Origin of the sequence: Campylobacter sp. BCW_4332 (assembly GCF_001763175.1) — a bacterium.
Lineage (GTDB): Bacteria > Campylobacterota > Campylobacteria > Campylobacterales > Campylobacteraceae > Campylobacter_D > Campylobacter_D jejuni.
Map to the genome: position 1 here is coordinate 72,345 of NZ_MJYF01000036.1, position 20,835 is coordinate 93,179.

At 32.7% G+C, this 20,835-nt stretch carries 18 protein-coding genes; 7 read left to right on the forward strand and 11 right to left on the reverse strand.

Annotated elements, in window-relative coordinates:
- Positions 1-44: 44 nt before the first annotated feature.
- Positions 45-2,204, forward strand: coding sequence for a polyribonucleotide nucleotidyltransferase (locus AJN64_RS02880; protein ID WP_070292659.1), 2,160 nt, complete (start codon positions 45-47; stop codon positions 2,202-2,204).
- Entirely contained in the window at positions 2,201-2,683 is a 483-nt protein-coding gene (locus AJN64_RS02885) for a DNA-deoxyinosine glycosylase (protein WP_053872627.1), read from the forward strand. Before AJN64_RS02880 ends, AJN64_RS02885 begins: the two co-directional genes overlap by 4 nt.
- A gap of 37 nt (positions 2,684-2,720) precedes the next feature.
- On the opposite strand, the gene AJN64_RS02890 is transcribed toward AJN64_RS02885, so the two are convergent.
- Positions 2,721-3,383, reverse strand: coding sequence for a DUF4230 domain-containing protein (locus AJN64_RS02890; RefSeq protein WP_002853958.1), 663 nt, complete (start codon positions 3,381-3,383; stop codon positions 2,721-2,723).
- Between the two features lie 17 nt (positions 3,384-3,400).
- A complete protein-coding gene (locus AJN64_RS02895; protein ID WP_044779037.1) occupies positions 3,401-4,585 on the reverse strand; it encodes an MFS transporter in 1,185 nt (394 codons plus the stop codon).
- Between the two features lie 53 nt (positions 4,586-4,638).
- On the opposite strand from AJN64_RS02895, the gene AJN64_RS02900 reads away from it, so the two are divergent.
- Both AJN64_RS02900 and AJN64_RS02905 read left to right on the forward strand, forming a co-directional pair.
- Positions 4,639-5,094, forward strand: coding sequence for a low molecular weight protein-tyrosine-phosphatase (locus tag AJN64_RS02900; RefSeq protein WP_002861952.1), 456 nt, complete (start codon positions 4,639-4,641; stop codon positions 5,092-5,094).
- Between the two features lie 251 nt (positions 5,095-5,345).
- Positions 5,346-6,647, forward strand: a complete 1,302-nt coding sequence (locus AJN64_RS02905; protein WP_070292645.1) for a major outer membrane protein — start codon at positions 5,346-5,348, stop codon at positions 6,645-6,647.
- Between the two features lie 112 nt (positions 6,648-6,759).
- On the opposite strand, the gene dnaJ is transcribed toward AJN64_RS02905, so the two are convergent.
- A complete protein-coding gene (dnaJ, locus tag AJN64_RS02910; RefSeq protein ID WP_070233574.1) occupies positions 6,760-7,884 on the reverse strand; it encodes a molecular chaperone DnaJ in 1,125 nt (374 codons plus the stop codon).
- Between the two features lie 155 nt (positions 7,885-8,039).
- Between dnaJ and AJN64_RS02915 the strand changes: the two genes are divergently transcribed.
- The 3 genes from AJN64_RS02915 to recR are packed head-to-tail and all read left to right on the forward strand — an operon-like array spanning position 8,040 to position 10,515.
- A complete protein-coding gene (locus tag AJN64_RS02915; RefSeq protein WP_044779034.1) occupies positions 8,040-8,711 on the forward strand; it encodes a response regulator transcription factor in 672 nt (223 codons plus the stop codon).
- Positions 8,708-9,943 (forward strand): ArsS family sensor histidine kinase, encoded by a 1,236-nt coding sequence (locus tag AJN64_RS02920; protein ID WP_002861956.1) that lies wholly within the window; start codon positions 8,708-8,710, stop codon positions 9,941-9,943. Before AJN64_RS02915 ends, AJN64_RS02920 begins: the two co-directional genes overlap by 4 nt.
- Complete coding sequence (gene recR, locus AJN64_RS02925) at positions 9,943-10,515, forward strand: recombination mediator RecR (protein WP_002861957.1); 573 nt, start codon at positions 9,943-9,945, stop codon at positions 10,513-10,515. The genes AJN64_RS02920 and recR overlap by 1 nt, the downstream gene beginning before the upstream one ends.
- On the opposite strand, the gene AJN64_RS02930 is transcribed toward recR, so the two are convergent.
- From AJN64_RS02930 to tyrS, 8 genes are all read right to left on the reverse strand, one after another.
- Complete coding sequence (locus tag AJN64_RS02930) at positions 10,512-11,048, reverse strand: HyaD/HybD family hydrogenase maturation endopeptidase (RefSeq protein WP_052794881.1); 537 nt, start codon at positions 11,046-11,048, stop codon at positions 10,512-10,514. The genes recR and AJN64_RS02930 overlap by 4 nt on opposite strands.
- Entirely contained in the window at positions 11,045-11,737 is a 693-nt protein-coding gene (gene cybH, locus AJN64_RS02935; RefSeq protein ID WP_052794882.1) for a Ni/Fe-hydrogenase, b-type cytochrome subunit, read from the reverse strand. Before cybH ends, AJN64_RS02930 begins: the two co-directional genes overlap by 4 nt.
- A gap of 10 nt (positions 11,738-11,747) precedes the next feature.
- Positions 11,748-13,463: a nickel-dependent hydrogenase large subunit gene (locus AJN64_RS02940; protein ID WP_070281165.1), complete on the reverse strand. Its 1,716-nt coding sequence runs from the start codon at positions 13,461-13,463 to the stop codon at positions 11,748-11,750.
- A gap of 2 nt (positions 13,464-13,465) precedes the next feature.
- A complete protein-coding gene (locus AJN64_RS02945; protein ID WP_070292646.1) occupies positions 13,466-14,605 on the reverse strand; it encodes a hydrogenase small subunit in 1,140 nt (379 codons plus the stop codon).
- A 119-nt stretch (positions 14,606-14,724) separates the two neighbouring features.
- On the reverse strand, positions 14,725-16,566 hold the full coding sequence (gene mnmC / locus AJN64_RS02950; protein ID WP_070252802.1) for a bifunctional tRNA (5-methylaminomethyl-2-thiouridine)(34)-methyltransferase MnmD/FAD-dependent 5-carboxymethylaminomethyl-2-thiouridine(34) oxidoreductase MnmC: 1,842 nt from the start codon (positions 16,564-16,566) through the stop codon (positions 14,725-14,727).
- On the reverse strand, positions 16,563-18,542 hold the full coding sequence (locus AJN64_RS02955) for an N-acetylmuramoyl-L-alanine amidase (protein ID WP_070292647.1): 1,980 nt from the start codon (positions 18,540-18,542) through the stop codon (positions 16,563-16,565). The genes mnmC and AJN64_RS02955 overlap by 4 nt, the downstream gene beginning before the upstream one ends.
- The gene (locus AJN64_RS02960; RefSeq protein WP_053872700.1) at positions 18,542-19,633 is read right to left on the reverse strand and encodes a nitronate monooxygenase; all 1,092 of its coding nucleotides are present in this window, start codon (positions 19,631-19,633) and stop codon (positions 18,542-18,544) included. The genes AJN64_RS02955 and AJN64_RS02960 overlap by 1 nt, the downstream gene beginning before the upstream one ends.
- Positions 19,630-20,835 (reverse strand): tyrosine--tRNA ligase, encoded by a 1,206-nt coding sequence (tyrS, locus tag AJN64_RS02965; RefSeq protein ID WP_053872701.1) that lies wholly within the window; start codon positions 20,833-20,835, stop codon positions 19,630-19,632. Before tyrS ends, AJN64_RS02960 begins: the two co-directional genes overlap by 4 nt.

Below are 20,835 nucleotides of genomic sequence, written 5' to 3' on the forward strand. Positions count from 1 at the left end.
TAAAAAATTTTACGAATTTATTATCTGGTAAAAAAGGAAAAATAATGCAATACAGCATAGAAATTAACAAAAATACAGAAATATTTGATATAGATAAAGTCGCCAAACAAGCTGCTGGTGCTGTTTTAATGAGACAAGGCAAAAGCGTTGTTCTAGCTACAGTTGCAAGAGAAGAAAAACAAGTTGAAGAAGATTTTTTACCTCTAACCGTCCAATACATCGAAAAAGCTTATGCCTCGGGCAAAATCCCTGGTGGTTATGTCAAAAGAGAAACCAAGCCAAGTGATGCAGAAACCTTAACAGCACGCATCATTGATAGAAGCTTACGCCCTCTTTTTCCAAAAGGCTATGCTTATCCAACTCAAATCGTTGTGATGGTTCTCTCAGCCGATCCTAAAGTAGATTTGCAAGTAATGAGTTTAAATGCCGCAAGCGTGGCACTTTATCTTAGTGATATACCTATGAAAGCTCCAGTATGTGGTGTTCGCATAGGAAAGATAGATGGAAATTTCATACTCAATCCAAACAATGAAGAGCTTCAAAATAGCACTCTAGATCTCTATGTAGCAGGTGTAAAAGATGAGCTTTTGATGATAGAAATGAGAGCCTTACCTGATCAAAAAGAAAATGAAATTTTTATCGAAGCTCCTTATGCTGATGTTTTAACTCAAACCACTTCACAAAATATGAATGAACTTAGCGAAGATGAAATTTTAGAAGCTCTAAATTTAGCTCAAAAAGCTATATTAAATGGCTCAAATGCTTATGAAGAAGCCTTTAGCAAACACAAAAAAAATTCTCAAATCGAACTAAAAAATGAGATTGAACATCCTGAAATTTTAGCTTTTATAGAAAATAATTTCCAAAAACAAATCAAAGAAGCCATCAACCAAATGGCAAAAAGCGAAAGAGCAAGCGCACTAAATAAAATTGCTAAAGAAATTTTAAATCTTGAAATCGCTAAAGACTGGAGCGAAGAAAGTATCTTAAATACCTTAGCTAAAGTCAAACGCAAACTTATTCGTGAGCAAATTTTAAATGAAGGCAAAAGAGCTGATGGTAGAAGTTTAAACGAGGTGCGTCCTATCAGTATAGAAACCAATCTCTTGCCAAACGCTCATGGCTCTTGTCTTTTCACTCGTGGACAAACTCAAGCTCTAGTGGTTGCAACCTTAGGCGGAGAAAACGATGCTCAAATGATAGACTTGCTTACAGAAAAAAATCCTATAAGCGAACGCTTTATGGTAAATTATAATTTTCCAGGTTTTTCAGTAGGCGAAGCAAGTCCTATCAAAGCTCCAGGAAGAAGAGAGCTAGGACATGGAAATTTAGCCAAAAGAGCACTTTATCCAAGCATAGATGAAAACTATCCTTATGTAATCCGCTTAGTCAGTGAAATTTTAGAAAGCAATGGCTCAAGTTCTATGGCAACGGTTTGTGGCGGATCTTTAGCCCTAAAAGCAGCAGGAGTGCCAAGCTTAAAACTTGTTGCAGGAGTAGCCATGGGGCTTATCTTTGAAGATAGCAAATTTGCTGTTTTAACAGATATCATGGGGCTTGAAGATCATGATGGGGATATGGACTTTAAAGTAGCAGGAAGCAAAGACGGCGTTACTGCTCTTCAAATGGATATAAAACTAGGCGGAATCGATCAAGAAACACTAAAACAAGCTTTATACCAAGCCAAAGAAGGAAGAATTCACATCCTAAATATCATGGAAGAAGCTGCCAAAGAAATCGTAGTCAATGAAGAAGTTTTACCTAAACTTGAGCTTTTTAGCGTTGATCCTTCAAAAATCGTTGATATCATAGGGCAAGCTGGAAAAACCATCAAAGAAATCATAGAAAAATTTGGCGTTTCTATAGACTTAGATCGCGAAAAAGGTGAAGTAAAAATAGCAGGTAATCAAAACGAGCAAATCAAAGCCGCAAAAGACTACATCATAAATATCACAAGCTCTCAAAAAGGAACTAAAAAAGGCTCTAAAGACAAAGATATATCAGACTTTGAACTTGGGCAAGAATTTCAAGGTATTATTAAAAAAATCGCTCCTTTTGGAGCCTTTGTGGAACTTAAAAATGGTGTTGATGGTTTATTGCATAGTTCAAAAAGCAAGCATCTTAATTTAAGCGAAAACCAAAGCTTAAAAGTTAAAATCAGCGAAATTAAAAATGGAAAAATTTCTGTGGATTTGTGCGAGTGAGTGAATTTCTAACTCACCCTTTTGAGCCTTTTTTTGACAAGGATTCTAGAATCTTAATTTTGGGCTCTTTTCCTTCTATCAAATCAAGACAAGACGGCTTTTATTATCAACACCCAAGAAATCGTTTTTGGCCTATACTAGAAACACTTTTTGATGTAAAATTAGAAAATATCACAGAACAACAAGCCTTTTTAAGAAAAAAACATATCGCTCTTTGGGATGTACTTCAAAGTTGCAAGATAAAAAATTCAGATGATAAAACCATAAGCTATGCAAAAGCCAATGATTTAAACCTAATCCTTTCTCAAGCTAAAATCCAAGCCATTTTTACCACCGGACAAAGTGCTTATAAATTTTTTACTAAATTTCACTCTCATTTAAAAGCCGTAGCCCTACCCTCAACTTCTCCTGCAAATTTAAATTTTTCTTTTGAACAGCTTTTACAAAACTATGAAATAATCAAAAAATTTACAAAATAGCAAACTAAGCATTACCCAAGCAAGAAAAGAAAAAAGGCTAGTTTACATCTAACTTTTGTGTGTTATCTTTAAATTCAAATTCCACTCTCTTAGCCCCAAAACCTTTAGCAATAGCTTCTAAAGTATCCTTAGCGCTTTTATGAATTTTGCTTTCTAAATTTTGGATAAGATTTAAAGACAAGTCTTTAACCTCATCTTTGGCTTCTTTTATGAGTTTGTTTTTATCACTTTCGCTAAAACTAATCCCCGTACTATTGATAGAATCAGGTAGTAAAAAAGGTAAAAATTTAGCATTTTTTTCATCATAAAATTTCATATCTATGATGCTGTGTTTATATCTACACTCTGGCATGATGATCTTATAAGCATCGTCCCCTAAAGGCAAAATATCAAAGTTTTTATCCCTTAAATCATACAAGAAAGTGATCTCAAATTCAAAAATCAAAGCAATCTGTCTTTCACTCAAAGACCATCCTAAAAGATTTTTCCAAATTCCATTAAAAGCGCTATCTTTTTTAGTGACAATCTCTTTACTAAAAACTTGAAAAACACTTAATTCTCCTATGGATTTAAGCTGCATGATATCGCTAAAACTTTGCGTGCTTTTTTCTTCTATTTTAGGGCTTTTATACTGCCTAAAAAGCACTACAAACAAAAGTACAAGTAAAATCATCACTAAAACAAATAAAATCATTTCCATTTTAAACCTTTCTAAATTTATAAACCTTGATTTGAAAAGATATATTTTTTCTCAAACGCTAAGAAAATAAAAGCATTAATGATAAAAATCAAACACACAAAAGTAAAAACAAATTCCACGCTAAAATGAGAAGCCATAAGCCCTCCACCAAAAGCACCGCAAAAATTTCCCAAAAATTGACAAGTTTGATTAAAACCAAAAATCACACTTAAATTTTTAGCACTCACGCTTTTTTTAAGCAAGGCATTCACACAAGGCAAAAGCCCTCCAAGTCCTACACCTATAAGTAAACGCACGAAAATAAGCATATAAACATTACTTGCTACAGCCTGCAAGTAAAAGCAAATTCCACAAAATATCAAAGCTATCAAAATAATCTTACTAGGCCCTATCTTATCGGCGATTTTTCCAAGTTTTGGTGCAAAAAAAAGATTACTAATCCCACTTGCAGCCACTACTATACCTGCCCAAAGAGCCAAATTTCCACCTTGATGAATTTGCTCAACATAGATACTTAAAATTGGCATCACTCCAAAAGTGCCAAATTGTATCACAAAAGTAGTGATAAAAAGAACGATGATAAGGGTTTTGTTTTCTTTTACTTTTTGAGTATTTTTCTTCGCCTCTTTTTGAATTTTTCTCTCATGGATAAAAAAATAAATCGTCACAAAAGAACAAGCGATCAAAAAAGCCACCACATCAAAAACCGCACTAATGCTAAAAAATTCAGCCACAAAGCCACCAAACAAAGGCCCAAGCAAACTTCCACTTATAGAAGCCGTAGAAAGAGTTCCTAAAGCATAAGCCACTTTTTCTTTAGGCGCTATCACAGCGATAAACACAACAGCAGCAGAAGTAAAACCTGAAATTATCCCTGTTAAACCCCGCACAAAAACCACTTCTAAAGCACTATGAGCAAAGCTAAGCCATAAGGTTAAAACCGACATTCCAAAACTTGCACGAAGAAGCATATTTTTATAACCATACTTTGCACCCAAAAAAGCCCATAAAGGTGAAAAAACAGCCATAAAAAGCGGAGTGATCCCAAAAGCAAGTCCTGAGTAAAACGCTATTTCACTCGTATCAACATGTCCTAGTTCTTTGATATAAAAAGGCAAAATCGGAGCGATTTGACTAAGCCCCATGCTTGTGGTAAAAACACCAAACCAACACACAAGCAAAGTTCTATTGAAATTTTCCATGGATTTATTGTATGATATTTTTTATAATTTTTAATTAAAACTCAAGGATAAAAATGAAAAAAATACTCTTTATATGCTTAGGCAATATATGCCGTTCGCCTATGGCAGAATTTATCATGAAAGATCTTGTCAAAAAAGCAAATTTAGAAAAAGAATTTTTTATAAGCAGTGCTGGAACTTCAGGAGAACACGATGGAGAAGGTATGCACTATGGTACCAAAAACAAACTTGCCCAACTTAACATAGAACACAAAAATTTCATAAGCAAAAAACTCACTCAAAAGCTTTGCGATGAAAGCGATTTTTTAATCACCATGGACAATTCTAACTTCAAAAATGTTTTAAAAAACTTCACCAACACCCAAAACAAAGTTTTAAAAATCACTGATTTTAGTCCTAGTCTAAACTATAATGAAGTCCCTGATCCTTGGTATAGTGGGAATTTTGATGAAACTTATAAAATTTTATCCCTAGCTTGTAAAAATTTACTTGTTTTTTTATCAAAATAATTTAAAACAACTATATATTACTTCTCGTTTACTTTTTAGACTTATACTTCTAAACGAACCGAAAAACATTCATAAGAAAAACTCCTTAAAATTACACGCCTAGCTTAAATCCCTTTAGCTAGGCTTTTCTTTAGATGTTTTTATCCTTCAGATTTAAAATTTTTACTATTTTAAGTGCTTCTTAAGAAAAAACTCCAAATTTATGTGCTACAATTACGATGTTTTATTAATTTTTGACAAGGAGAATTCTCATGAAACTAGTTAAACTTAGTTTAGTTGCAGCTCTTGCTGCAGGTGCTTTTTCAGCAGCTAACGCTACTCCACTTGAAGAAGCGATCAAAGATATCGATGTATCTGGAGTATTAAGATACAGATATGAAAGTAGCAATCCATGGAGCAATGATAATTTTGGTTCTGGTATTTCTGGTAAACAAGATCATAAATACAGAGCACAAGTTAACTTTAATGCCGCTATAGCTGATAACTTCAAAGCTTTTGTTCAATTTGACTATAATTCGAAAGATGGTGGTTATGGTGAAAATAGCATCAGCAACACAAGTGATACCTTAAGTGTTCGCCAATTATATTTAACTTATACAAATGAAGATGTTGCAACAAGCGTAATCGCTGGTAAACAACAACTAAACACTATCTGGACTGATAATGGAGTTGATGGTTTAGTTGGAACAGGTATTAAAGTAGTAAACAACAGCATCGATGGTTTAACTCTAGCTGCTTTTGCAGTAGATAGTTTCAACGAAGCTTCAGACTCTACTGTAATAATCACTCAAAATCCTAATAATAAAATTACAGGAGTTCAATTTAATCGTGGAAATCCTCAAGGTGATAGCGATACAAGCGGTGCTTTAAACTGGGATAAAAATCTTTATGGTGCTGCTGCCATAGGTTCTTATGAATTCTTAGGTGGACAATTTAATCCTCAATTATGGTTAGCTTATATGAGTGATAATGCATTCTTATATGCTGTAGATGCAGCTTATAGCACAACTATCTTTGATGGAATCAACTGGACTCTTGAAGGAGCTTACCTAGGAAATTCCTTGGATAGCAAACTTAAAAATGCACTTTCAAATCATGCAGCTAACGGTAATTTCTTCGCTTTAAGAGGTAGTGTTGAATTAAATGGTTGGGATGCTAGCCTTGGTGGTTTATACTATGGTAAAAAAGATAAAGTTACTTTAACCACAATTGAAGATCAAGGTAATCTTGGCTCTTTGCTTGCAGGTGAAGAAATTTTCTATACTAATGGTTCTAATTTAAATGGCGATATTGGTAGAAATATCTTTGGTTATGTAACTGCTGGATATACTTTCAACGAAGCTGTTCGCGTTGGTGCTGACTTCGTATACGGTGGAACAAAAACAGGTGAAATTGGCAACGGTGGTAAAAAACTTGAAGCAGTTGCAAGAGTAGATTACAAATACTCTCCAAAACTTAACTTCTCAGCATTCTACTCTTATGTAAATGTTGATACAGATCCTGAAAGCACTCATCACGATGCTGTAAGACTTCAAGCTCTTTACAAATTCTAAGAAGCTTTCAAGTCTAACTTCAAGGCGGAGTAAAACTCCGCCTTTTTTTATGCCTGATTTTTAAAACTTAAATTTATATAAAATTTTCCCAAGCTAAAAAGCTTTAGGAAAATTAGGACTTAAACCAATTAGCGATTTTTTCAAAAAGCCCTTTTTGCTCTTGATGCATACCATCTTTGATACCAAAACTTTCACTTAGTTTTTCTAAAAGTTCTTTTTGTTCATCGTTTAAAGAAGTTGGGAATTTGATAGAAATTTGAACGATTTGATTTCCTATGCGAGAACTATGAACATCTTTTACTCCTTCTTTTTCAAGAACAAATCTTTGCCCATCTTTAGCACCCTTTGGTAAATTTAAACTTGCTTCACCGCGTATGGTAGGTACTTTTATACTCTCTCCTAAGATAGCTTGAGTAAAAAACACTGGAAATTCTATATATATATCATCATCATCTCTTATAAAAGTATCATCTTCAGCAGCGATGATCTTAACATACATATCCCCTCTAGTGCCATTTTTTAAGATATTGCCTTTAGCATTGACACGAAGTTTCATACCTGTATCTACACCTTCTGGGATATTAAGCTCGACACTATCTTTGCTTTCATTATAACCTAAACCTTTACAATCGCTACATTTTTCACTAGCTTTTTCTCCACTTCCTTGACAATCAGGACAAGTTTGTGCAAAAGTAATAAAACCTTGAGAAATTCCAACCTGTCCCCTACCTTGACACTTTGGACAAGTTTGAAGTTTTCCATCTTTAGCCCCTGTTCCATTACAAGTTTTACAAGAGCATTTATAAGTAAAGTCTATATTTTTCTTACAACCAAAAACCGCTTCTTTAAAACTTAATTTTAAATTAACGATAAAATCTGAAGGGATTTTCTCATCATTTGAACTTTTTCTACGACGCGATGATGAGCCAAAGCCTTCTCCAAAAAAACTAGAAAATATATCTCCTAAATCTTCAAAACCACCAAAACCTGAGCTACTAGAACCAAATCCACCGCCTTTTAAAGCATCTTTTCCATATCTATCATAAATAGCTCGCTTTTCATCATTACTTAAAACTTCATAGGCTTCATTAACAAGCTTGAATTTATCTTCTGCTTCTTTATCGCCTTGATTTCTATCGGGATGGTATTTTAAAGCCATTTTTCTATAGGCTTTTTTTATGGTTTCTTTATCAGCACTTTGCGTGATTTCAAGAATTTCATAATAACTTATTTCCACATTATTCCTTTAAAAAATTTAAAATTTTGCTAGAATTTTAATCTTAAAAATTCAAAAATCTAATTTTAGCAAAAATAAAATCAATAATTTATCAAATTTTAAATAAAATTATGCAAATATTATAAATCTTAGATAAAAATTTAAAGGATGCCAAAATGATTAACGTGTTGATGATAGAAGATGATCCTGATTTTGCGCAATTATTATCTGAATATTTAGCGCAATTTAATATTAAAATCACAAATTTTGAAAATCCTAAAAGTGCTTTAAATGTAGGCATCCAAGGCTATGATTGTCTAATCTTGGATTTAACTTTACCAGGAATTGATGGTCTTGAAGTTTGTAGAGAAATCAGACAAAAAAGCAATATTCCCATTATTATCTCATCAGCTAGAGGCGACTTAAGCGATAAGGTTGTAGGGCTTCAAATTGGTGCTGATGATTACCTACCAAAGCCTTACGATCCAAAAGAAATGTATGCAAGGATTATGAGTCTTATTCGTCGCACAAAAAGAGTTGAACACGCAAATAATGAAAATATTAATTCTGCTTTCAAAATCGATGAGAGAAGGCATGAGATCACCTATGAAGATAAGGTTTTAACACTTACTCCTGCTGAGTTTGAAATTTTAGAATACCTTATCCAGCAGCACGGATATAGCGTTTCAAGAGAACAGCTTGTAAGTCGCTGTAAAAATCTAAAAGATAAAGATTCTAAAAGTCTTGATGTTATCATTGGTCGATTAAGAGTAAAAATAGGAGATAGTTCAAAATCTCCAAAACATATTTTTTCTGTTAGAGGTATAGGATATAAACTAATAGGATGACAAAAAATTATTCTATTTATACCAAGCTAATTATTTTATTTGTTGTTACTTTTTTCTTAGTTTGTGTGCTTTTTATCGTTCTTTTGAAAATAGAAGGAAGTGCTTACAACGAAGAAGAAAGTTTAAAACAAGAAAATCTTATAAAAAATTTACTCATCTCCTATGAAAACACTTCAGGTGCTAAAATAGGATCCTATCTTGAAAATAGCGGTTTTAATACTATACAAAATCCCTATCTTGTAAAAAGCATAAGAAATAATGGACAATCACTTTTTAAAGCAAATGGAGAATTTTGCACCCTTTCTTCTTTAAAATATCATAGCAATCTTTATTTTGATGTTCAATGTAAAGATTTTGATGGCTTATATGAAGAAAATACTAGCGATAGAGTTTATAATCTTTTATTAATAGGATTTTTTTCTTTTTCTTTGTTGGTTGTTTTTATGTATTTTTCGGTATTAAAATCTTTAGAACCTTTAAAAAAATTAAGAAGGCAAGTTGCTAAAGTTGCAAATGGGGAGCAACCTGATTTTTTAGATTATCAAGAAGATGAAGTAGGAAAAATCGCCTTTGAATTTCAAAAAGCTTTTAAAAAAAATCAAGAATTAATCCAATCAAGACAACTTTTCCTAAGAACAATTATGCATGAGTTAAAAACCCCTATAGGAAAAGGGAGAATTATTTCTGAAATGATCAAAGAAGACAGACAAAAAGAAAGACTTATCGCTATATTTTTACGTATGGATTCTTTGATCAATGAATTTGCCAAAATCGAAAATTTATTTTCAAAAAACTACAACTTACACTTTAAACCTAGTCGTTTTAGCACTATACTTGAGGAAGCTAAAGAACACCTTATGAGAGATGATTTTAATAAAGTTGTAAAAGTCGATATCAGAGATGATGCTTTAATCAATGTTGATATGGAAATTTTCTCTGTAATTTTAAAAAATCTTATCGATAATGCCTTAAAATACTCAAACAATGGCACTTGTGAGCTTTTTTGTTGTAAAGAATGTTTTACCATTAAAAATCCAGGCAAGCCTTTAGCAGAGCCTATAGAACATTATCTTGAAGCTTTCGCAAGAGAAAAACACAATCAGGTCAAAGGTATGGGACTAGGACTTTATATAGTTTCAGAGGTATGTAAACTGCATAATTTTGATTTGATTTATTTTTATGATGATGGAAAGCATTGCTTTAAAATTTTCTTTGGAGATAAAGAAAAATAATGGCAAAAGGCCTAGAAAAATTCAACGAACTTGTTGAAAGTTTTGCAAATTTACCTACCATAGGGAAAAAAACCGCCATAAGGCTTGCTTATCACCTTTGCATAAATAATCAAATCGATGGTATGAAACTCGCACACAATATAGAAAATGCTATCCGCTTTATAAAACCTTGTGAGCAATGCGGTGCTTTAAGTGAAAATGAGCTTTGCGAAATTTGCAGCGATGAAGAAAGAAATAAAAACATTTTATGTATAGTTGAAAGCCCAAAAGATATACTAACACTCGAAGAGAGTCAAAGCTACAATGGGCTATATTTTGTTTTAGATGAGTTAAATGAAGAAAAACTTGAAAAACTAAAGCAAATCATACTTAAGCTAAATATCTCTGAGCTCATTTTTGCATTGACACATAGCATTAATTCTGATGCAACTATCTTTTTTATAGAAGATAAATTTAAAGATTTAAACCTAACTTTTAGTAAAATCGCTCAAGGAATTCCAAGTGGTGTAAATTTAGAAAATGTGGATTTAATCTCTTTAAATAAAGCTATGAATTTTAGAACAAAAATTTAGAAATTTTTATAAGAAATATCGGCTAATTCTTGCAAGGAAAAATCTGCAATCTTTTCATAAATAAAACCTTCCTTGCTTAAAAAATCAAGTAAAGTTTTTTCCATGATTTTAGCCCCTTGTATAAGCTCATCTGAGAGCTTAAAACTCATCGCTTCAATACGCTTTGGCACACAAGCTAAGATGTGTGTTTTAGGCAAATCTCCTGCAAGTTCCATGTATTGTAAGGTTTGAAGCATTTCTATTTCATGAGCACTTCCACTCCAGCTAATTTTATTAGGCATAGCATCATAAGGAAAGAAAAATACATCTCCTATACTCGCATCTTGCGCTTCTATGCAGTCTAAAACGATAAGTCTATCGTACCTAGCGATGATATAGCTAAGTTGCAAAGCTAAAGTTCCACCATCAATAAAATCTAAAGTAAATTCAGAATGATTGAATTTGTAGTTTTTTTCAAGTTGTTTGCAAAGATGAACGCCTAAGCCTTCATCTGCAAACATGATATTGCCTATTCCAAGGACTAAGAATTTCAATGCTTTTCTTCTTTTACAAATTTATATCCGCTAATAATAGCATCCATAGCACCATCTTTACCTTTTACTGCGTTAAAAATCGCCATGTAAATATGTACTGGTACAAAAATCATAATCACCCACATCAAAATTCTATGATAAGTTCTTACATCAGCCAAACCGCCCATTGCAGCTTCAAGCGGTCTTAAAATATGATATAAAAGCCCACCTAAACCCTCATGGTAAGTATGAGTATAAAGAATAAGCCCTGTAAGAATGATACCTAGCATCACAAGATAAAAGAAAAAATAAGTTACAAATTGCAAAGGATTATAAACCCCTTTTAAATGCGGGTGTTTTCCTAAAAAAATGTAAAATTTTACTTGTTCTATCCATAATTTGATATTAAAAATATCCCATACACTTCTGCGTTCTTTTGCACTTACCTTGTCACAAAAAAACAAATATACTTTAAAAATAATACAAGCGATTAAAACAAAACCCACCGCTTGATGTACTAAACGGTATTTTGCTTGCATAAAATTTACAGGTTCGCCATTACTAATAGGACTTTGAAACACATAAGAAAGATAATACCCTGTGCCAATAAGAATCACTATAGCAATAGCTCTTATCCAGTGCGTTAAACGCAAACCTATGCTAAATTCATATTCAGCTTTTCTTTGCAATTTTTCTTCTTTGTTTTGCATGAAAGCCTCCTTATAAATTGACATTCACTTTATATTCGCTTAGATTATTGCCCTTAGTATCCATTACATGCACCGCACAAGCAATACAAGGATCATAAGAGTGAATTTTTCTAATGATTTCAAGCGGTTGTTTTACATCAGCGATTTTAAGTCCTATCAAACATTGCTCATAACTTCCACCTACGCCATTTGCGTCTTTTGGACTTGCATTCCAAGTAGAAGGCACCACAGCTTGCCAGTTTTCAATGACGCCATTTTTAATTCTACACCAATGACTTAATGTTCCGCGTGGCACATGCCCCATATAGCGTCCTTTGTATTCTTTAGAATTATCGATCACATAAGGCGCGCAAGTACTCTGATCTACTTTTAAATTTTCAACTAAATTATTAAACGCTTTTAAAGCATTATTTGCAACGATTTTTGCTTCAATACAACGAGCAGCTGTTCTTCCAAGTGTACTAAATACAGCATTTAAAGGAAGTCCTGCTTCTTTTAAGAACTCATCTACCACAGGAACAACATTTTGATTATCTTTGGCATAATTTACAACGATATTTGCTAAAGGTCCTACTTGCATAGGGTTTCCTTCATAGCGTGGAGCTTTAATCCAGCTATATTTACCCTTAGTATCAAACACTTTAGAATGAACATTATTTCCATGATGATCTACGCTTTCTCCATCTACAAGTCCTGTATAATTTGGATTTGTTTTGCCATCATAAGGATGTAAAGGTTCATTGTCTGCATACCAAGAATGAGTTGCCTCTTCAGTAATCTTATCTTCTTCTACTTCATAAACCTTGCTTAAATCTCCATTTTTGATAATACCACTTTCAAAAAGCCATTCATCTCTTCCGATTTGGAATTCTTTAAAGGTGTAAAGATTATTTACCCCTATATCGTTTAAAACACTTGCTTCATGCGCATAAGCTTTTCCTGCCATCACAAGATCAGGATAATACGCACGATTAACAAAGTCTTGTACTTCTTGGAATTTAACCATATATTCACCCATTCTTGCAGGATCAAGTAAATCCATAACGCAAGTTACACCACCAACAGTTAAGCTTTGTGGATGTGGATTTTTAGCTCCAAAAATCGCCATACATTGAGCAATGATTCTTTGGATTCTTAAACATTCTAAATAGTGAGAAAGAACGATTAAATTTTGCTCAGGACTTAAACGATAAGTTGGGTGACCATAGTACGCATTAGCAAAAGGTCCTAAATTTCCTTTATCTACGAAAGTTTTAAGTCTTTGTTGCACTTCAAGAAGTTTATCCGCACCTGTTGCATAAGGATTTGGAGTGTATTTAAAAGCTTCATCGCTTGCTTTTTTAACATCAGCACTTAAAGCACTTACCACATCAGCCCAATCAAGCCCATGAAGTTGATAAAAATGTACAATATGATCGTGTAAGAATAAAGCCGCATTCATTAAAGTTCTTGTTAAAAGGGCATTTAAAGGCGGAGTAATACCTAAAGCATTTTCAACAGCAACTATACCTGCTTTATAATGTGAAAAAGTACAAACTCCACAAATTCTTTGTGTCATAAAACCCGCATCTCTTGGATCACGCCCTTTTACTATGGTTTCAATACCACGCCACAAAGTAGAGCCAGCATAAGCTTCTTTTACCACATTGTTATCATCAACAACAACTTCAACTCTTAAATGCCCTTCAATTCTTGTAATAGGATCTACGATTATTTTTTGACTCATTTTTATTCCTTATCTTTTTGCATGGAAGATATAACTGCGTGCGCTCCTATAGCAACACCTGTGAGCGTAAGCACGCCTATGCCGATTTTATCTGAAACACTATCCGCGCCCAAACCAAAAACAGTATCAAATTTACGACTAGCCATAGGCTCTTCAAAAGGTCCCATAGTATCCCAAAAATCGGGCTCAGAACAACCTATACAACCATGCCCTGCTTGAATAGGCCAAGAAGTGTGCTGGTTAAATCTCTCTCTTGAACAGTTATTGAAAGTATAAGGCCCTTTACAGCCTACTTTATAAAGACAAAAACCTTGTTTTGCTCCTTCATCTCCAAAGGCATGCACAAATTCACCCGCATCAAAATGTCCGCGTCTTTCACAAAGATCATGAATTCTTAAGCCATAAGCCCATTTTGGCCTATTATATACATCAAGTGCTGGTAACTCACCAAATAATAAATAATGAAGCACATTACCCACTATATTTTTTTCACTTGGAGGACAGCCGGGAACATTGATCACAGTTTTGCTTGTTACTTTGCTTAAAGGCTGCGCATTACTAGGATTTGGTCTTGCTGCTTGGATTCCTCCAAAGCTAGAACAGGTTCCTATAGCAAAAATAGCCAAAGCATTTTCACTTGCCATTTTTGAAAGCTCATAGCCTGTTTTTCCATGTGCACCTATGGTTAAAAAATGCTCTGTATCACCCATAGGGATACCACCTTCAACCATTAAAATGTATTTATTTTTATGCTTTTGAATGGCACTTTCTAAATTTTCTTCAGCTTGCCAACCTGCTGCAGCCATCACTGTTTCGTGATATTCTAAAGAAATATAATCAAAAATCAAACTATCAATCGTTGGAGTATCACTTCTTAACAAACTCTCACTACAGCCTGTACACTCAGCCATATGAAGCCACACAACAGGAAGTCTATCAGCAAGCTCAGCAGCTTTTGCTACCATAGGAGTAAAACTCGCTGGTAAAGCCAAAAATGCCGTCATAGCACCTGCCCATTTCATAAAATCCCTTCTAGAAAAACCTGACTTTTCTAATGCTTTTGCAATGCTATCATTGTCTTTTAAAGAAGGAAGCTTTTCAAGAGCCGATAAACGCAACTCTATTTGATGATAATCAATCATTATATTTCCTTTATAACATGAAATTTATTCTCTATAATAATAAAATAAAGGAAGTTAAAATAAAATTAAAAACTTACTCTCATAAGCAAATATTAGTATCAATCTTAATTAAAGTTTAATCATAAGCCTTTTTTGAGTTTGCGAATCAAAAATCTTGCAGGGTGAATAGCGTGGATGTATTTTTTTTCTAAACACAAGGGTTCATTATTTATCAATGCACACAAATACCTTGCCGCTAAAACACTTGTGCTAAAACCCCTTGATCCATGAGCAAAATTAAAATACAAATTACAAGACATTTTAGCTGGTTTTTGCTCCTTGTTTTTTGTCCATAATAAAGCTTTATATTCTTCTTTATAAAACACTTCATCATAAGCATTTCCAACTATCATAAAGCGATCACTCGAATAAGATCTAAAACCTACCTTAGAACCTATGATTTCTAATTTTGTATTTTTATCTATAAATTCGGCTATATTTTCTATATTTTGTTTATCATCTTCTTCTTTTGATTCTAAACTTGTATCAAGTCTATCATAACTTGCTCCAATCACTTGCAAATCATCTTTTATAGGACAAATATAAGCCTTGGAAGATAAAGGAAATGGAGAGTCTAAAAAAGGTTTTAGATGTGTAACTTGACCTCTTACTTTGCTTAATTTCATCTCATCATAAAAAACAAAATCTTTTGTATCTGCACCCATAGCATAAATCAAAACCGCATAATCACTTTTAACAATATCATTTTTAAATTTTAAAGTAAAACACTCATTTTCAAATTTATAAGCTTGAAATTCATGATTAAAATATATACAAGCTTTACTTTTTTCAAAAAGATTTTTAACCAAATTTTTTGGAAAAATCACTCCACCCTCTTCTAAAAAAGCTTGATTTTTTGAAATTTTAAACAAAACATTTTCTCTTTGTGTGTCAAATCTTTCTTGCATCAAATCATTATGTGCAAACTCCACCACACCCTTAAATTCTAAATCTAAAATTTGTCTATAAAAACGGCTTGCTTCTATAAAAGAAAGCTCTGAAAATTCCCCTAAATTTACCTTAGGCTTTAAGATTAAAGAGCTTAAAATTCCACTTTCATTTCCACTTGCACCCTTGCCTAGTTCTAAATGTTTTTCAAAAACATCTATTTCAAAACCCCTTAAACTAAGCTCATAAGCTAGAACAGCACTTGATATACCCGCACCAATAATAGCTACTTTTTTATTTTTTAAAAATGAAAATGTTCTTGAAAAATACGCTTCTTTATCTTTAAACTCAAGCTCATTTTCCAAATAAGCTTTAATCATTTCTCTTTTTCTAAAACCTTTGGTTTTTTCTACTCTAAAGCCATATTTTTTTAAATTTTTTTGCAAAAAACTTGCCGAAGAAAAGGTGCAAATTTGTGTATTTTTTTTAGAAAGTCTTGCCACTTCAAAAATTAAATTTTCATCAAACATTTGCGAGTTTTTATTTGGAGAAAATCCATCTAAATACCAAATATCAGCTTTAAAATCCAATTCTTTTAAAATAGCAATATCTTCAAAAACAAGGTCTAAAAAACAATCTTCAAAATAAAAACGATAAATCCCTTCTTTAGCCTTAGGATAAAATTTTAAAAATTGCTCTAAAAGCTCTTTAAACTCTTCATAAAATCCTAGTTTTTGGTAAATTTCTCTTAATTGTTCTTTTTCGATATAAAAAGCTTCTATACTGATATAAAAAAGTTTTTTGGGACGCTTAAAAGGAGTGGTTTCTAAAAAGCGTTTCAAAGTAAGAAAAAAATTTAAACCTATACCAAAACCACTCTCTGCGATAATAAAATTTTCTTGATTTTTCCATTCAAAAGAATGAGTATAAACAAATTTGCTTTCATTTAAGCCATCTTTGGAATTAAAATAAAAATCATCAAAATCCAAAGAAAAAGGAGTATTATCCTTAAAAATTAGCTTAGCTTTTTTCATCGGTTGTTATAAAAATAACTCTCAACTCCATCAGCAATACCCTTAACCAATAAATCTTGAAAAGCTTTATTGGCGATTCTTTTACCTTCATTTGGATGTGTAATATAGCCAATTTCAATCAAAATTGCAGGCATTTGCGCACCCACTAAAACCCAAAAAGGTGCTTCTCTTACACCGCCGTCTACAATTTTATACTTTTTGCGTGTTTGAATGAGTATATTTTTTTGTACATCAATGGCTAGTTTATTTGAAGCAACGATTTTTTCACGATTTAAGAAATTTAAAATACTTTGTTTTGAGAAATAATTAATCTCTTCAAAATCTCCTTGATTTTCTTTTTCTGCTGCTTTTTTACTTCTTTCGCTTCTTGCAGGACTTAAAAAGAAAGTTTCCACGCCTTCGCTACTTTTGGCCTTGGCAGCATTGGGTGCTGCATTAGCATGTATAGAAATAAACAAATCCGCTCTTTTATCATTAGCATATTTAGTTCTATCGCGAAGATTGATAAATTTATCCGAACTTCTAGTATAAAGCACTTTATAACCGCGTTTTTTAAGTTCATTTCCAAGTTTTAAAGCCGCGCTTAAAACTATATCTTTTTCTTTTAAACTTCCTTTTTTATCACTTAGAGCACCGCTATCTTTTCCACCATGCCCCGCATCGATAACTATAAGTTTTCCTGATTTGTATCTCGTACTTAAGGTTTTATTAAAGCTTTGAGTTGCTTTTTTATCTACACTTTGACTTGAAGTTTGCGCATGAAAACCTAAAGTGAGATTTTTATTATCCAACTTTTTTAAAAGTTTAAATTCTTTAGGAGCACTCAAAACCACACGAACAATTTTTGGATTATATTGCGTAACGACAATTGTATTTTGTCCAAAGATAAAGCTTTTTCTATTACCTTCTAACACACCTTTAAAACTTACAACATATCGGAATTTTTGATCTTTGGTTTCAAATATTGCTATTTCTTTTTCATCCAAATCATCGCTCAAATTTAACACCACAGCGTTAGAAATTTTATCCACATCTAAAACATATAAAGGTCCTTGATCTTCTTTTTCGTTATTGGTTTTTTTATCTTGTTTTTTTATTTCTAAAACTTTGGTTTTAATTTCTGTTTTTTGATCTTGCTTTTTCTCTGAAATTTTACTAACTTGCTCAGTCTTTTTTTGGCTAGTAATTTCTTTTGAAAAAATTATTTTTTCTTCTTTAAAAGATATATCAATAGGAATTTTTTCTTTAGCATAAACCACTATGCGTATGGTTTTGGGATTAAATTGTGAAATCACTAAACGATAGTCATCAAATTTAAACTCTTTTTTACCTCCTTCTAAAACCCCATCAAAATCACTAATAAAACGATAGTTTCCTTTTTCATCTAAAGCAAAACTTTTTAATTGATTCTTATCTAAATTTGTATTTAATTCAAGCTCTACACCTTGGCTTGTTTTACTTGACTTTAAAACATAAATTTTATCATCACTTTTTGTTTTAGAAACGATACTACTCTTTGGCTCTTGTGAAGTTTTAGAATCTATTTTTTCTATATTTTTTATTTGTTCATTAGGTGATTTTTTTTCACTTTTTTGAACTGTTTTTACAGGTTTAAAAGTTGACTTTTCAGTATCTTGAGAAATATTTTGAACCTTAATATCTTTAATAACAGCCTTTCTTAAAGCATTGATACTTGCTTCACTTATACCACTTTCTTTTAACTCATTAGCATATGACTTGTCGTCTAAATTTAAAGTATTTGAACTGATGATCAATCTTTTTAAGATTTCAATTTTAGTTTTTTCATCTTCATTGATAACACTTTGTATATAAAGGCTTTTTAGCTGATGATGAAATTTTACTTGCACTTCGCTTTTAGAACTGATAAAATTTTTATCGAAATTTGCAAGTTCATTTTCATAAGCTCCAAAAAGAGTTGTGAAAATAAATACTAAAAATACAAAAATTTTAGCCATTATTCACCATTAACCAATTTTTCCATAAGTTCTTTAACACTGATAAGTTTATCTAAACGATATCCATTTGCACCTGTAAAGAAAAGCCCCGTTTCTTTTTTACCTGACCACGCATCAAAAAGCCTATCTGCTATACAATACCCTACTTTAGTCGCCTCTTTTCCGCGTCCACAAGGTGCTACACAATTGCTTATACAATTGATCTTTGGACCCATTCTTTTATCTACCAAATTTAAAAGATTGGTTCTAACTCCACGAGCAGGATAGCCCACAGGAGATTTAATAAGCTCTATATCTTCTTCTTTAGAAGCTAGCAAAACGCTTTTAAACTCTTCACTTGCATCACATTCAAAAGTTCCTATGAAACGCGTTCCCATTTGAACACCACTAGCTCCTAAAGAAATAGCGTTTTCTATATCTTTTTTATCCCAAATTCCACCTGCGGCAATCACAGGAAAAGATCCCCAATTTTTAGCCTCTTCTACCACAGGAGCGATTAATTTTTCTAGCTGATAATTTGGATCTAAGCACTGCTCATAAGTAAAACCTTGATGACCTCCACTTTTTGGCCCTTCTAAAACCACTGCATCAGGTAGGCGGTTGTAACGGCTTTGCCATCTTTTGCAAATAATTTTTAAAGCCTTTGCAGATGAAATAATAGGCACTAAAGCCACATCAGGAAAATCTACAGTAAATTCAGGCAAATTTGTAGGAAGTCCAGCGCCAGAAACAATCACATTAAAACCAACCTCACAAGCATCGCGTGCTATTCTTGCATAATCATTACTTGCACATAAGATATTACACCCCAAAGGTGCATCGCCGCAAACTTTTCTTGCATTATTAATTAAAGCTTGCAAACCCTTGCGTGAGTAAAAATTTTCACTTCCATAAGGCTTAGCGTTTAATTCTTTACTCGCATGCTTTCTTTCTTCATAATATCCTGTTCCCACAGAAGAAATGATCCCAAGTCCACCATTTAAAGAAACTGCAGAAGCTAATCTATCCCAGCTTATGCCTAGTCCCATTCCCCCTTGAAAAATGGGATATTTTATAGTATGTTTTCCTATTTGTAAGGGTTGTAAATTCATTCTTTTACCTTTAATTTTGCAAATTTTCTTTTACCTATTTGTAAGATGTATTCTCCTTGTTCTAAATGCATTTGCTCGTCGCTAACTTTTTGAGAATTTACACTTACTGCATTAGCACTGATGCTTCTTCTTGCCGCAGAAGTAGAGCTTTCCAAACCACATTCAACCAAAGCCTTAGCAAGCCAAATTTTTCCTTGTATTTCAAACTCAGCCATATCACTTGGTAAAGCATTTTGAGAATGAATTCTATCAAATTCAGATTTAGCATTATTAGCCTCTTCTTTGGAGTGAAAACGCTCCGTAATCTCTAAAGCTAAATTTTCTTTAGCTTTTTTAGGATGTAAATTGCCTTGTTCTATATCTTTTTTTATTTGCGCGATTTCTTCTAGGCTTTTTTGACTTAAAAGTTCATAATATCTAAACATCAATTCATCGCTAATACTTAAAATTTTAGCATACATATCATTAGCTTTTTCTGTAACACCAATGTAATTATTTAAACTCTTACTCATTTTGTTTACACCATCTAAACCTTCGAGTAAAGGCATCATAATCACAGCTTGTTCTTTCCCTAAATTATAAACTCTTTGAAGCTGTCTTCCCATTAAAAGATTAAATTTTTGATCCGTTCCGCCCATTTCAATATCGCTTTTTAAAGCCACGCTATCATATCCTTGAAGCAAAGGATATAAAAACTCGCAAATCGAAATAGGGCTTTGTTCTTTAAATCTCTTGGTAAAATCGTCACGCTCAAGCATTCTAGCTACACTAAAAGTTGAAGTAAGCTCTACTATACCCGCGGCTCCAAGTTCATTAAGCCAAGTAGAATTAAACTTAATCTGTGTTTTTTCTTTATCCAAAACCTTAAAAACCTGTGTTTCATAAGTTTTAGCATTGATTAAAACTTGCTCTTTATCCAGCTTTTTACGCGTTGCACTTTTTCCACTTGGATCACCAATTTGTCCTGTAAAATCTCCAATCAAAAACTGCACAATAGCTCCATGTTTTTGCAAAAAAGCCATTTTTGTTAAAACCACGCTATGGCCTAAATGTAAATCAGGTGCTGTAGGATCAAATCCTGCCTTTATAAAGAAATTTTCACCCTTTTCATAATAATTTTTAATTAATTTTTCTATTCTTTCTTCATCAATAAGCTCTGCACAGCCACGCTTAACTTCTGCCAATATTTTTTTTATATCCAT

What these genes read in the sequence shown, in the direction of transcription:
- AJN64_RS02880 (WP_070292659.1), top strand. Translation starts at nt 45, where the DNA reads ATGCAATACAGCATAGAAATTAACAAAAATACAGAAATATTTGATATA.
- AJN64_RS02890 (WP_002853958.1), bottom strand. Translation starts at nt 3,383, where the DNA reads ATGGAAATGATTTTATTTGTTTTAGTGATGATTTTACTTGTACTTTTG.
- AJN64_RS02895 (WP_044779037.1), bottom strand. Translation starts at nt 4,585, where the DNA reads ATGGAAAATTTCAATAGAACTTTGCTTGTGTGTTGGTTTGGTGTTTTT.
- AJN64_RS02900 (WP_002861952.1), top strand. Translation starts at nt 4,639, where the DNA reads ATGAAAAAAATACTCTTTATATGCTTAGGCAATATATGCCGTTCGCCT.
- AJN64_RS02905 (WP_070292645.1), top strand. Translation starts at nt 5,346, where the DNA reads ATGAAACTAGTTAAACTTAGTTTAGTTGCAGCTCTTGCTGCAGGTGCT.
- AJN64_RS02915 (WP_044779034.1), top strand. Translation starts at nt 8,040, where the DNA reads ATGATTAACGTGTTGATGATAGAAGATGATCCTGATTTTGCGCAATTA.
- AJN64_RS02920 (WP_002861956.1), top strand. Translation starts at nt 8,708, where the DNA reads ATGACAAAAAATTATTCTATTTATACCAAGCTAATTATTTTATTTGTT.
- recR (WP_002861957.1), top strand. Translation starts at nt 9,943, where the DNA reads ATGGCAAAAGGCCTAGAAAAATTCAACGAACTTGTTGAAAGTTTTGCA.
- cybH (WP_052794882.1), bottom strand. Translation starts at nt 11,737, where the DNA reads ATGCAAAACAAAGAAGAAAAATTGCAAAGAAAAGCTGAATATGAATTT.
- AJN64_RS02940 (WP_070281165.1), bottom strand. Translation starts at nt 13,463, where the DNA reads ATGAGTCAAAAAATAATCGTAGATCCTATTACAAGAATTGAAGGGCAT.
- AJN64_RS02945 (WP_070292646.1), bottom strand. Translation starts at nt 14,605, where the DNA reads ATGATTGATTATCATCAAATAGAGTTGCGTTTATCGGCTCTTGAAAAG.
- mnmC (WP_070252802.1), bottom strand. Translation starts at nt 16,566, where the DNA reads ATGAAAAAAGCTAAGCTAATTTTTAAGGATAATACTCCTTTTTCTTTG.
- AJN64_RS02955 (WP_070292647.1), bottom strand. Translation starts at nt 18,542, where the DNA reads ATGGCTAAAATTTTTGTATTTTTAGTATTTATTTTCACAACTCTTTTT.
- AJN64_RS02960 (WP_053872700.1), bottom strand. Translation starts at nt 19,633, where the DNA reads ATGAATTTACAACCCTTACAAATAGGAAAACATACTATAAAATATCCC.
- tyrS (WP_053872701.1), bottom strand. Translation starts at nt 20,835, where the DNA reads ATGGATATAAAAAAAATATTGGCAGAAGTTAAGCGTGGCTGTGCAGAG.